At 55.9% G+C, this 13,989-nt stretch carries 6 protein-coding genes and 1 pseudogene; all 7 read left to right on the forward strand.

The genetic code is table 11. From position 1 onward, the window contains the following. Nucleotides 1–124 precede the first annotated feature (124 nt). The gene (locus AC05K6_RS06280) at nucleotides 125–1,600 is read left to right on the forward strand and encodes a DUF3375 domain-containing protein (RefSeq protein WP_476728078.1); all 1,476 of its coding nucleotides are present in this window, start codon (nucleotides 125–127) and stop codon (nucleotides 1,598–1,600) included. Next, entirely contained in the window at nucleotides 1,601–2,188 is a 588-nt protein-coding gene (locus AC05K6_RS06285; protein ID WP_035006141.1) for a DUF4194 domain-containing protein, read from the forward strand. It begins immediately after the preceding gene. After that, nucleotides 2,185–5,535 (forward strand): ATP-binding protein, encoded by a 3,351-nt coding sequence (locus AC05K6_RS06290; RefSeq protein WP_476728079.1) that lies wholly within the window; start codon nucleotides 2,185–2,187, stop codon nucleotides 5,533–5,535. Before AC05K6_RS06285 ends, AC05K6_RS06290 begins: the two co-directional genes overlap by 4 nt. Beyond that, nucleotides 5,522–6,649 (forward strand): DUF3322 domain-containing protein, encoded by a 1,128-nt coding sequence (locus AC05K6_RS06295; protein WP_476728080.1) that lies wholly within the window; start codon nucleotides 5,522–5,524, stop codon nucleotides 6,647–6,649. The genes AC05K6_RS06290 and AC05K6_RS06295 overlap by 14 nt, the downstream gene beginning before the upstream one ends. A gap of 37 nt (nucleotides 6,650–6,686) precedes the next feature. Further along, nucleotides 6,687–6,942: pseudogene (locus AC05K6_RS06300) on the forward strand (VIT1/CCC1 transporter family protein); the annotation flags it as partial. A 209-nt stretch (nucleotides 6,943–7,151) separates the two neighbouring features. Then, nucleotides 7,152–12,107, forward strand: coding sequence for a DEAD/DEAH box helicase (locus AC05K6_RS06305; protein WP_476728081.1), 4,956 nt, complete (start codon nucleotides 7,152–7,154; stop codon nucleotides 12,105–12,107). A gap of 96 nt (nucleotides 12,108–12,203) precedes the next feature. Then, nucleotides 12,204–13,934, forward strand: a complete 1,731-nt coding sequence (locus AC05K6_RS06310; RefSeq protein ID WP_476728082.1) for an RNA-directed DNA polymerase — start codon at nucleotides 12,204–12,206, stop codon at nucleotides 13,932–13,934. The last annotated feature ends 55 nt before the right edge of the window (nucleotides 13,935–13,989 follow it).

Consider the following 13,989-nt stretch of genomic DNA (forward strand, 5'->3'; position numbering starts at 1 on the left):
TAAAGCCTTCGTTGTACAGCAGTGCCAATCTGAGGGCGTGCGCATGAGCATCGAACACTTCTGTTGGCGACGAGATGTTCGATATTTTTGAATCCTAGTCTGCAGCGCTTGTTAGATTGAGCACATGAATCGGACAACTGTGGTGGCAGATGCGTTGGCGATGATCCGTCTTGCGGACTCGGTACCTGCTTGGGCGATGCTTCGTGCCCATAACGCCCCAGCTGTTCTTTCTGTCTTAAGTGCTGTCTTCCACCAAGCAGGTAATCGCCAGATCGCCGGATCCGAGCTCACCCTCGCAGTGGAGTCCTTGCTGATCGATATTCGAGAACAGACCAATATGGAGCTGCCCAAGTCAGCCGTGGCTTATATCAATGACTGGGTGAAACTCGGATACCTCACTAGGCGCAGCCCACAGGGTTCGAGGGAAGAGTTTTACGAGCTCACCACGGACGCGCACGTTGCTATCGACTATGTCCAGCAGTTGATTAGTCCTCAGCGGGTGGTGACCAAATCCCGCCTCGGAACCCTATTCAATAATCTCCAGGATCTGGCGGCTGAAACAGATCCCGACGAAGCGAGAGCAATTAGTCGCCTGGAAGCTCAGCGAGATCAGATCCAAAATCGTATCGACAACATCCGCATGAACGGCGTCGGCGTGATTTCCGACGAAGAGGCAGCGGAGAGGGCACGGGAAATCCTGGCTCTGGCGAGGGACTTGCCCACCGACTTCTCCCGCGTTCGGGAGGAGGTTGAAAATGTCGATCACGAACTTCGAGAATCGCTCGTCGAAGGGCAGCTAAACGCTGGTGAGGTACTGGACAATGTCTTCCGAGGTGTAGATTTGATCGCAGAATCAGAAGCGGGACGGGCATTCAACTCCTTCTATGAGCTTTTCCTTGACCCGGAGCAATCAAAGCAACTCGATGCCGTGATGGATTCAGTGCAATCACGGGACTTCATGGAGCAGCTCGGCTCGGAAGAGCGGAGCGAGATCGCGCAATTGGTAGACATGCTCGATTCCTCCTCAGGACAGGTGCATACCTCGCTCACGGGCCTATCGCGGTCGCTAAGGCGCTTCGTGCAGTCCCGAGAAGCTGAATCGCAGCAGGCCCTCACGCGGGCAATCAATCAGGCGCAGCAGCAAGCGCTCGAGCTCGCAAAACGAGGGATTGCGCCTTACGAGAAGATCGGCTACGAGCTCGAGCTGACGACGCGGCAACCGACGTCGCTTTCCAGTTGGGAATTACACAACCCGAAGGAATACCGCATCGAGCGGTCAATGGAAGTCAACGAGTCAGGCGAGATCGACTTCGAACAGATGCGTCGGCGTATCCGGGAATCAGAAATTGACTGGCAGGAACTGCGCGACGCAATCAACGATGTGCTCGGTAAAAAGGGACAAGCATCGATTCGGGAAGTTTTGGAAGAGCACCCTGCCACCCAGGGGCTAGCGAGTGTGGTGGGGCTCATCAAACTTGCGCATGATCACGGCGAAAGATCCGACGGTACGGAAGTCCTGCAGTGGGAGAGACCAAGCGGGAAGAGGTATCAAGGGCGGTATGAGCGTTTCGAATTTCGGAGAAAGGTTGGGCGCATCTAAATGGAAAACAAACTGTATGAAGGCGACACCGGAACCCTGACAGGTTTGCAGCGTCGTGCCCTGGCGGAACTCATCCGCGGCCCATACGTGTCGAGCGTGAAATCGCCAGATGTGTTTGCTGCGATATCCAACTCACGTGAGATTCTTGCCCAACAGCTGGATAATCTCTTCCTCACTCTCATTCTCGACGAGCATGCAGGGGTTGCCTACACAAAGGCGTGGGAAGCGGATGCTCCTGAAAAGCGTGCGCTGCTACGCAAACAGTCGTTGACTTTTATGGACACGGTGGTGATTCTCCACCTGCGCCGTGAGCTGGTGACGACGAGCCCCAACGAGCGAACCATCGTGGATGAGGGTGAGGTTTTTGAGGCGACCCTGCCGTATCAAGGCCACGCCGGCACGGACAAATCCACGCAGCGTAAGCGCTTTACTGCAGCGTGGAACAAGCTGAAGAGCTACTCGATTATTGCCAGCACCCCGACCGAGGGGCGTTTCGAGGTGTCCCCGGTGCTGCGCATCATCTTTTCCAGCGAAGAAATCGCCGCTGTCACCGAGTCTTTCCGAGCTCTCCTGGAGGAAGAACAATGACGACAACTCTGCCTGGCCAATTCCGGCTTTCCCAAATCCAGGTATACAACTGGGGAACATTTGACAACCTTCACTGTGTCGAGGTGCCGCGGGAGGGCTTCCTCATCACAGGGCCTTCAGGTTCCGGTAAGTCGACGCTGATTGATGCGATCTCGACGATTCTTGTTCCGCCCGGCAAGATTCGTTTCAACGCTGCGGCGGATAACCAAGCACACTCGGGCCGTAACTTGGTTACCTACTGCCGCGGTGCCTGGCGCCGCGAGCACTCGATCGAGGCAGACGAACTTACGCAGTCTTACCTTCGAACAGGTGCGACGTGGACGGGCGTCGCTCTACGCTATAGCGACGGGGCAGGGGAGACCGTAACCGCGTGCCGGTTGATGTTTTTGCCCGCTAACGCCTATTCGCGCCAGGAAATCACGGATCTTTACATTTTGCTCTCTCGGGCCGCCGACCTGACAGAGTTTGAGGATCTGGCACAGAAGAACTTGCCGGTTAGTGAGGCGAAGAAGACATACAGCGATGCCCTGCACGTCAGTCGAAATCATCCGAAGTTCAGTTTGGCGCTGCGCCGAGCGGTGGGGATCGCCGATGCCGGTGCTTTGGACCTGCTGAACCGAACGCAATCGGCTAAAACGCTCGGCGATCTTAATCACTTGATGCGTACCTTCATGTTGCCCGAACCAGAGACCTTCGAGATCGCGGAGCAAGCAGCGGAGAACTTCACAGACCTCCGAACGGCGTATGAGTCGGTGGTGAAAACTCGTGAGCAGATCGAGCAACTGGCACCGGTGCGCGTTGCAACAGAGAAGCGTGCAGAGGTCGAAAACTGGCTGACCACGGTAAAGGAAGACCGAGACGGCGTCGAAACCTTCGTCGACGAGTGGCGGCAGCGTTTCGCCGAACAGGAGCGGAATCAGTGGACCTCCGAGATTGAAACAGTCAGCGCGAAGATTGAAGAAGCCACCGGGGTTCGAGATGCACACCGGGCGCAAGCAGATCAGCTGCGCACGTTGATTCATGGAGCGCAGGATTCGGCCTTGGTTTCTGCACAGGCTCGGCGTGACCGCTTGCAGGACCGGCTGGAGCGAGTGACCAAAGAGGAAGAGGCATTCAATTCCCGGCTCAAATCCATTGGGGCTGCAAAGCCCGGCAGTGTCGAGGAATTCACCAACCTTGTGCTGCAGTTGCGTGAAGAGCGGAAGCGGTTGAGTGCTGCATACGAAACAGAAGACGTAAAGCTGGGTCAGGCGCACGTGCGCGTTTACGAGCTGGGAGAGAACAAGGATAAGCTGGTCGCGGAGCTTGAGGCTTTGCGTAAATACGAATCAGCCATGGATAACCGGTTGCTCCGGGCACGAGCCTTGATTGCAGAGAAGTCAGGGGTGCGGGAGTCTGACCTTCCATTCATTGCAGACCTCCTGAGTATGAAGCCTGGTGAAGACCATTGGCAAGGAACTGCAGAGCGAGTGATGGGCGGATTTGTCCGGCGGATCCTCGTCCCAGATGAGCACTATGACCAGGTTTCTTCGGCTATCGATGACACCTACCTCGGTGCGAAAGTGAGCTACACCAGGTTCGCTCGGGATCTGGAAGAACAGCGCCCGTCCCGTTTCGTACCGAACTCACTGGGGCTGAAAATCAACGTAAAGTCCGGGCGGTATCACGGCTGGATCCAGACCCAGCTTTCTACGAAGTTCGATTACTTATGCTGCGGATCTGTGGAAGAGTTTCGTGCTGCCCGGCGGGCGGTGACTGCAAAGGGTCAGGTGAAACATAACCACAACGACCACATTAAGGATGATCGCCGCCGAATCGATGACCGTTCGAACTGGGTGCTGTGGGGCAATCTCGCTGACAAAATCGATGCCCTTCAAACAGCGGTGCGCAACATTGTGGCGAAACTTGAAGACGCTGAACGGCGACGCAAGGCCATCGCGGTCGGCCAGGAGCAAAGGCGTGCCCAAATAGCCACGATCGAGCGGCTATTGGAGACGGAACGTTTTCAGGATATCGATGTGTCATCGGTGATCCAGGAGCTTGTAGAAGCCCAGCGAGTCGTTGATGAACTCACTGATGGAAACGCGGAGCTGGCTGAACTGAAAGCGAAGTTGAAGGGCGTTGAAGCTACTCTCGACAAAGTTGAGGAGCAGGTCATGGCGCAGCGCAATCAGCTTAGTGTCTCCAAAGTTCGCCTGGAGCAAGCAGAAGAAACGCTTGAGAAGATTCGGAATCGCCGAGGTGGGAAGACCGTCTCTGAGGACGTTGGGACCCGTCTGACAGAACGTTGCACGGCTATCGACCGCACCATTCGGCCCGATAACATCGATGCGCTCAACAATCGGCTCATTCGTGGTATCGAAGATCAGCTTGCAGACCTCAATGCGCGCTTCACCAAATATTGTGGTGATCTGGTCAACGCAATGAACCTTTACTTGGTGCGCTGGCCTGATCGGGCGGGTGACCTCAAGGCGGATATGGAGTGGGAGCAGGACTTTCTTCGGGAACTGGGCAGGCTTGAAGCAGACGACTTGCCCCGTTTTGAACAGCGTTTCCGGGACATGCTGCAAGACGAAACCCACAAGCATCTGGGTCGGCTGCGCCGTTTAATCCGTGACGCGACAGCGAAGACTCGCAGCTCGATCCAGATGATTAATGATTCACTTGCGGAAGTCGAGTTCTATCCGGGTGCTTACCTGACGATCGAGGTGAGGGAGGCGCAACCCGCGATCGCCCGCAATTTCGTTGAACTTCTGGATTCCGCACTGGCAGGGATTATCAATGAAGCTGATCAGGAGGAGAGCGAGCACCGATTCCATAAGCTACAGGCGGTGATCGACGCAGTGACGGTCTCGGACGGTACGACAACTCGTGATCGCCAGTTGCGTCTGGATACGAGGCAACACGTGAAGTTCCTGGGAGTGGAATACAGCGAGGATGGAACGCGCGGTGCGGTCTACGACTCGTCGGAAGGACTCTCGGGCGGCCAAGCCCAAAAGCTGTCCTCCTTCTGCCTGGCTGCAGCCTTGCGTTACCGGCTGACTGGGATGGGGTTGCCAGCCGCACAAGAAAAGAAATCTATTGTCCGGGTGGGGGAGGATATTTATCCGCGATTCGGCACGATCGTTCTGGATGAGGCTTTTGATCGTGCGGATACGGAGTTCACTCGGGCTGCGATGGAGGCCTTTCGCCGCTTTGGTTTCCACATGATTCTGGCCACGCCCGAGAAGCTGCTGCAGACCGTACAGGACTACATTGGGGGTGTGCTGATGGTGGAATGCCCAGACCGGAAGCGATCGCGAACGAGTTCTCTGACGATCGAGGAGGTCCAGGATGAAGACTCCTGATCAGGTGCGCCGACGCGCTGCGGTTTTTTATTCACGTAACCACCGCACCTGGTTAGCCAGGGAATTCAAGAGGCTGACCATCAACCTGGATCCGCCGACTGGAAGGTCGGCAGAGCGTGATGACGGCGCTGCCGTGAGAGCCTGGGTCGCACAGTGGAACCGCAGTTCAATTACCGTCGAGTGGGAGGATAAAAAGCTCAGCTATTTGGGGACTTATTCGCTGCCCCGGCGAGTTGTTCTCGCGGACGCGGATACTGCGGCTCGCGTGGCCGGCAAACTCGATCATTGGCAACGCCTCCGCACGGTCTTGGACCGTTTCTGCACGGAATTGGGGGAGAGCGTTCGACCTGAGCTCATCAGGCACCTTTCTGTGTGGGACGACTGGAATGATACGACTGTGGAGCAGTTCATTGCTGTTGTCCGGTGGGTTCACGAGCACGAGGTCAGCGACTTTTATATTCGCGAACTGCCAATCTTTGGTGTCGATAGCAAATGGTTCGAGGCACACAGGGTGGTCGTTGAAGCGGTGGTCGGGCCACTGAACTTCAAGCCGAAGCCCCAGTTGGTGGAGGTCAGCAGCCTTGACCCGGCACTGGGAATTGGCGGTTTGCGGCACTTGGCATGTCCGGTGGCAGAACTCCGTGAGATCCCGGGGGCGCGAGTTCTTATCGTTGAAAATCACCAGAGTTTCCTTGCCTTGCCAGACTTGCCCGCGACGGTTGCGATCTTCGGTGGTGGATTGAACGCTGCCAGGATCGTCCAGCAGATGCCATCGCTAGAGGCGAAGGAAGTTCTTTATTGGGGAGATCTAGATTCGCATGGTTTCTATATCCTCGAACTCGTGAGGCGGTACGTTCCTCATGCGCGATCTGTCCTCATGGATCTGGATACGGTCCGTGACCACGTTGATCTTGCGGTGGAGGAACCACAACCCAGCCGGTTCGAACCCGACCTGTTGAGCTACGCGGAGCACCTGGCCTTGGACTATCTCCGGGGGCGCTCTGCGGGTGGGTGCTTGCGCATAGAACAGGAGAGAATCTTGTTCGATTATGCGCGACAGCAACTGCGTAATGCAGTGATTTCCAGTGAGGCGAATACACAGCAGCGGTTGTAGGCCCGTAGCTGGTCAATTAGCCAGCAGACTTCCGCTCATGAGGAGAACCACCAAGCCCACAGTTCCCGGCGCTCACCAGGAGTTTCACGATTCCGCTGTTGCGGCGAAGATGGACTCCCAGCGTGCCGGTGTGCTGGGCGCCAAAGACGGCACCGTGTCCGTGGCCGCCCTGCTGATCGGTGTGATCGTCACCGGGGCGGGAGGATAAGGCCACCCTGATGGCCGGCCTTGCTGTCACCATCACTGGTGCCGTCTCCATGGCGCTGGGTGAGTTCGTGTCAGTCTCTGACCAGTGCGTAGGCGGTGGCGTTTTTTGGACAATCCTTCCTCGCAGGTGCGGCGCTGCCGATGATCTCGGTCTTCGTGGCGCTGACCTACGGCGCGGATGCTCTTTTCGGCGGGGTGGCTTAGGCCTTGCCATACGGGAAGGGGGGGTGTCTGGGTTGGGATCCACCCCCGTGCCGGTCGTTGAGTGCCCCCTGTCACGGGGCATAATGTTCCCATGGCGAAGTTTTCCGAGGTCCTCACCCAGCTGCGCGACAATCAGCCACAGGCGATGTACGGCATCGCTTTCGAAAAGCTGATGGTCAACTATTTTCGCACCGACCCCACACTGAAAGCCCAGTTCGATGAGGTGTACCGTTGGACTGATTGGCGCTACAACGGCGGCAAAGCGGATACCGGCATCGACCTGGTCGCCCGCCGTGTGGACGACGATTCGTGGACAGCGATCCAATGCAAGTTCTACAAGCCGACGACCAGCATCAGTAAGGCGAACCTCGACTCCTTCTTCGAAGCCTCGGGCCGCACGTTCAAGACCGAAGAGGGCGTGGAGCACTTCGGTAGCCGCATGATCATTTCCACCACTGACCGTTGGTCCTCCAATGCGGAGGAGATGCTTAACAACCAGGTGATCCCCACCAGCCGCATTGGCGTCTCCGCGATCTCTGAGTCCCCGATCAACTGGGACTTGGTCTTCCCAGGGGCGGCGATGGGGGATAGCGCGATGCAGATCTACCTCTCCCGCCGCGAGACGTTCGAGCCCCGCCCACACCAGCAGGAAGCCATCGACCGGGCCATCGAGGGATTCAGCACCCATGATCGCGGCAAGTTGATCATGGCCTGTGGCACGGGCAAGACCTTCACCGCGTTGCGTTTGGCCGAGCAGGTCGCGGAGAACAATGGTGGTAAGGCCAGGGTGCTGTTCCTGGTGCCATCGATTTCCCTGCTTTCGCAGACCTTGAAGGAATGGACCGCTCAAGGGCGTATGGATATGCGCACCTTCGCGGTGTGCTCGGATGCGAAGGTCTCCCGCAGTGCGGAGGACATCGCCACCTATGACCTCGAGGTCCCGGTGTCCACGGAAGGCTCGCAGATCGCGGAGCGTTTTGCCTCGGGGAAGCGGGCGAAGGGCCTGCACGTGGTCTTCTCCACCTACCAGTCGCTGCCTGCGGTGCACGATGCGCAGCAAGAGGGCCTGGATGATTTCGACCTCGTGATTTGCGACGAGGCCCACCGCACGACGGGCGTGACCTTGGCGGGGGAGGACGCTTCGAACTTCGTGCGCATCCACGATGCGGACTACATCCGTTCCGCGAAGCGTTTGTATATGACGGCGACGCCGCGCCTGTTCGACGACCAGGTTAAGGGCAAGGCTGCGGAGCATTCCGCGGAGCTCGCCTCCATGGATGATGAGGCCGTGTATGGCCCGGAGTTCTACCGTTTGGGCTTCGGTGAAGCAGTGGATAAGGGGCTGCTGACCGATTACCGCGTCCTTGTGATGACGGTGGATGAGTCTGTCGCTGCCGAGGCCATGGCTCGTGGCGAGGATGGGCAGCTGAACCTGACGTTGGCCTCGGCGATGATTGGTGCGTGGAATGGTCTGGCGAAGCGCTCGGGTGACCTTCAAGGCCAAAAGGGCGGCTTCGATACGAACGCCGCGTCGATGCAGCGCGCGGTGGCTTTCGCCCGGGATATTAAGACCTCGAAGCAGATCTCGGAGTCTTTCCCTTCCCTGATTTCGGCCTATCAGCAGCAGCTGCGGGAGGCTGCGGTGATGGGGGATGTGTCCCTGCACAACGTGGATCTGCGTGTGACATCCCAGCACGTGGATGGGGCGATGAATGCGATGGAGCGCGGCTCGCGGCTCTCCTGGCTGGAGTCCACTCCTGACGAGGACCAGACCCGTGTGCTTACGAACGCTCGCTGCCTCTCTGAGGGTGTGGATGTGCCGGCGCTGGACTCGGTGATTTTCTTCAACCCGCGTAACTCCATGGTGGATGTGGTGCAGTCCGTCGGCCGGGTGATGCGCAAGTCCGAGGGCAAGGACTATGGCTACATCATCTTGCCGGTAGCCGTGGCCCCGAATGTGTCGCCGGCGCAGGCATTGAATGACAACCAGCGCTTCAAGGTTGTGTGGCAGATCCTCAACGCGCTTCGCGCCCACGATGATCGCTTCAACGCGAAGGTGAACTCCATCGCGCTGAACGAGGGGCGGGTGGACGAACTGCCGATTGCCGTTGATCACGTTGCAAGTCCCAAGGAGCAGCTGGATCAGGCGGAGGCCCGCTCCCAGACCGACTCTTCGGAGCCGGATCAGGACATGGCCAAGCAGATCGCCCTGTTCTCCCTGGAACAGTGGCAGGAGGCGATGTACACGAAACTGGTGGATAAGGTCGGCACCCGCACCTATTGGGAGGACTGGGCCGACGATGTGGCGACCATCGCGGAGAACCAGATCACCCGCATTAAGGCGCTGCTGGATGGTGCGGACGGGAAGCTGCGCAAGGAATTCGAGAAGTTCGTCGAAGGCCTGCGCAATAACCTCAACGAGGGCATAACCGAGGACGACGCCATCTCGATGCTCTCCCAGCACCTGATCACCGCGCCAGTGTTTAATGCTCTCTTCGAAAACCACGACTTCATCACCCACAACCCAGTTGCCCAGGTGATGGAGAAGATGGTCGCGGCACTGTCCCGGGAGAACCTGGATACGGAGACGGAATCCCTGGAGAAGTTCTACGACTCCGTGCGTGTGCGAGCCTCGGAGGTCTCCAGCGCTTCGGGTAAGCAGCAGGTAATTAAGGAGCTCTACGAGCGCTTCTTCCAGAAGGCATTCAAGAAGCAAGCGGAGTCGCTGGGCATCGTCTATACCCCGGTCGAGATTGTGGACTTCATCCTGCGAGCTGCGGACGAGGTCTCCCAAAAGCACTTTGGCAAGGGGCTTTCCGACGAAGGCGTGTGCATCCTCGATCCCTTCGCTGGAACGTCGACGTTCACGGTTCGCCTCCTGCAGTCTGGGCTCATCAAGCCGGAGGACCTTGCGCGTAAATACGCCAACGAGCTCTTTGCTGCGGAGACCATGCTGTTGGCCTACTACGTCTCTGCCGTGAACATCGAGACGACCTACAACGCCCTGCGCGCGGAGGCTGCCCAGCGCAACGGCGAGCCGGCCCCAGAGTACGTCCCGTTCAGCAATATTGCGCTCGCGGATACTTTCCAGATCCACGAGGAAGACGATATCCCGGACCTGCACATCTTCCAGGAGAACAACGTCACCATCGAGCGCCAGAAGAATGCGCCTATCAACGTGGTGATCGGTAATCCGCCGTACTCCGTCGGCCAGAAGTCCGCGAATGACCTCAACGCGAACCTGAAGTATCCGAGCCTGGACAAGCGCATCGCGGAAACTTACGCGGCGAAGTCCACGGCGACGAATAAGAACTCGCTTTACGACTCTTACCTGCGGGCATTCCGCTGGGCCACCGACCGGGTCGGCGATCAGGGCGTGGTCGCCTTCGTCTCTAACGGGGGTTGGATCGACGGCAACACCGGTGACGGTGTGCGCCTGTCCATGGCCGAGGACTACACGGACCTGTATGTGTTCAATCTGCGCGGTAACTCCCGGATGGCTGGTGAACAAGCCAAGCGTGAGGGCGGCAATGTGTTTGATATTCGGGTTGGGGTTGCGGTGTTCATCGGGGTGAAAGATCCCTCCAAGACTGGCTTCCATCTGCATTACGCGAAGACTCCTGACTACCAGAAGCGTGATGAGAAGTTGGAGTTTGTAGAGAACGCCTCGGTTGGTCAGATTGAGTGGCATTCAATTACTCCGAATCAGCACGGGGACTGGTTGAATCAGCGCTCGGATGACTTCGCCACATGGCCGGTCATCAGTGAGAAAAAGGGAAATTCGACGAAGATCTTTGAAGAGCATTCGCGTGGCCTTTCGACTGCACGTGATGCATGGTCGTATTCTTCTACGACCGCCCAGCTCGTAGAAAACATCGAGACGCACGTTGCGAACTACCGCCAAGCACAGGACCTGTTGCGAAACGAAGGGTTTGAGGAGAGCAAGCGTGGTGTCGACGCGTTGTTTGCGCAGCACCCTGAGTTGGTCGATAGCAGGCAAGGCTCATGGAACGTCAACCTGAAACAGGAACTAGCCCGCGGAACTGAGATCTCGTTTGAACCGGACCGTGTGTATACATCGGTGTACCGCCCGTTTTTCAAGCAACGCAATTATTTCGCGAAAGAATTGATCGATAGGCAGTATCAGTTGCCGTCGATGTTCCCGACGCAGCAACACCACAACATCGGGCTGATACTCACTGCACCCGCTGATCGTGCCACCGTCTCTTGCATTGCTTCAGACATGTTTCCTGACTTGAATTTCTGGGGTGTCCCAGCCCAGTTCTTCTCGCGTTTCACCTGGGAGCCGGTGGATGCTTCGGATGGTGGGTTGTACAGCGAGGGGGCGTTGATAAGTGAGGGCGAGTCCTCGATGTATGGGCAGGTCGGTGAGGTCGTAGACGGCTACGTGCGTGTAGACAACGTAACTGCCGGGATCAAGAAAACCTACCGTAATGCGCTGGGTGAGGATGTCACCGGTGACGACATCTTCCATTTTGTTTATGGAAAGCTGCACGACCCGAAATATCGGGAGATTTACGCGGCGGATTTGAAGAAGATGCTGCCTCACATCGAAACGCCGGATTCGCGTGAAGAATTCGAAAGGTTTGCCCGTGCCGGCAAGGAACTCATGGACTTACACGTTGGGTACGAAGACGTGGAGCCGTACCCGCTGGATATCGCGGTGAGGGGCGACGAGTCCGACCCAGAGACCTGGCGTGTGCTGAAAATGAAGTGGGCACGTAAGAAGGACCCAGAGACCGGTAAGAACGTCGACGACGTCACGAAGCTGATCTACAACAAGCAGATCACCATTACGGGTATCCCGGCAGAAGCGGATGAGTACATGCTGGGACCCCGCTCTGCGATCGCGTGGCTGATCGACCGTTACCAGGTGAAGCAGGATAAGGCCTCCGGCATCGTCAATGACCCGAATGACTGGGCCGACGAGATCGGCTATCCGCGCTACATCGTGGATCTCATTGGTCGAGTGACTCGCGTGGCGATGGAAACCAAGCGCATCATCGATCCTTTAGCGAACCAATAACGTCCCATGCGAGTCGCTGGACTAGCAGTCATTAACTAAACGCCACAGCTCTATGGTCCTAAGAACTATATCGGGAGAATACTGTTGAGTAACAGAATGGAACTTCAAGATTTCATCATTGCATCGTTGCAGACGCAGTGGCTGAATAACGTTGGCGGGCTTCCACTTTTGTGTCCCTTCATCAATACAGAAGCGCTTAGTGTTGAGTGTTTTGAATCTTTAAATAGCGGGTTTAAGCATGATCAACTTGCCCAATGTGCGCCCGCACAGTATAAAAGCATTAGGTATGATGGCAAGGTTAGGTCATTCGAGTTTCCGCATCCCCTCCCTTACTTCTCTGCAATCCAGACGTTCTGTGAAAATTGGCAAGAGATTGAACCTTTTATTGGTAGTCCGCAATCGAAGTTGAAGCCTGGATCTCGGGATGATAAAGAACGAGCATTTGTTATGGCCGGATATTTGTCAGCTCCCGATATCTTTTTGTTTGGCAATATTTCACATAATGATTCAGATGATGATTCCGATTGCGACGTGCTTGATGACGGAACCGCATGTGAACCGAAACCAGGTCTTGTAAATTTCGAGATGATGGGCGGGAAGGTTGTAAGGTTAGATATAGAGAACTTTTTTAACTCAATATATACTCATGCAGTTGAATGGGTTATCAACGGTGGTCGTCAACATCCGAGTGTGGCGAGGGGGACGCCGGGGCAAAAAATCGATAAAGCGCTACAAGGGGTAAGGACAGGCCGTACTGATGGAGTTTCCATTGGTCCTTTGATGTCGAACATTGTCGCCGAGATAATTTTGAATCCGGTCGATGAGTTTCTTTTGTCGAAATGCCGAGAGGAAGGATGGCTATTTCAGCGGAATGTAGATGATTATGAAATACATGTTACTAGGTCTGCTGATATCGACAAGCTAATCTCTGATGTAGCTAGAATGTTGGCTACCTACAGTTTGAGCTTGAATATAGCAAAAACTCAGGTTTCTGACTATCTCGCATACTTTGAAGATTCTATTTTTTCAAAAGTTAATAGTTTGGCTCCTCGATCCTCGAATGAGTTTTCTGCCCTAAGGTTTCGCCGATGGTCGGCAGACCTTAGGAAGGTTGCCAAGCTGAATCCTGGGTATTCCATCGTTAAATATGGGTGGAAAAAACTGGGCGCCGTAGTGAAAAACGGGGAGAATAACCATGAGTACATCTGGAACTTTTCGCTTGTATCCTGGGAAATGACATACGATCACCCAGAAATTGTTCCAGAGGTTGTGCAGTTTACTTTAGATAACTGGAGCTCAATAGGTGCTGATGTCATATCTCTTGATTATGTGACTGGCTTATTGAATAAGTCTTGTTTGGTCGGACGCACAGATACCGTCAGCTGGCTGATTTATTACTTGGTTTGCTCGGGTTATGATCGGGAAGAGCTTGCTGCAAAGCTGGAGTCCGCGTTAGCGGCGCTTGGGTTTTTTGGCACTGACCAGGCTGCCGCGGAAGAACTACGGAAGACTTGGCTGTCTCCGATGGTTGCCTTAAGTCTGATGCAAGTCTATATCGTGCCTGATTTGTCGTCAGATCTCCGCCTGGCGGATCTCGGTTCAAAGATCGTCCGTCGTCTAGTTGAAATCTTTTCTGGCGAAAGAGATCCGCTGGAGGACGGTCGCACTAGTAGCTGGTCGTCCTCATGGCCCGTTAGGTATCAGTTGTATCTACGTGGGGAATTGGATAACGGTGATTTGTCGGATATGGAAGCACGGTGCTTCCCGCAACTGAAGGAAAACGCTTTTACACTGATCAAATCCTCAAAGTTTTGGTCCGATAGTTAAATCTCTTTTACCCGCGAGCGACTGGTTTGACGATTGAGTTGCTAGGTCCGCGATG

This window comes from Corynebacterium sp. TUM25020 (assembly GCF_056388495.1).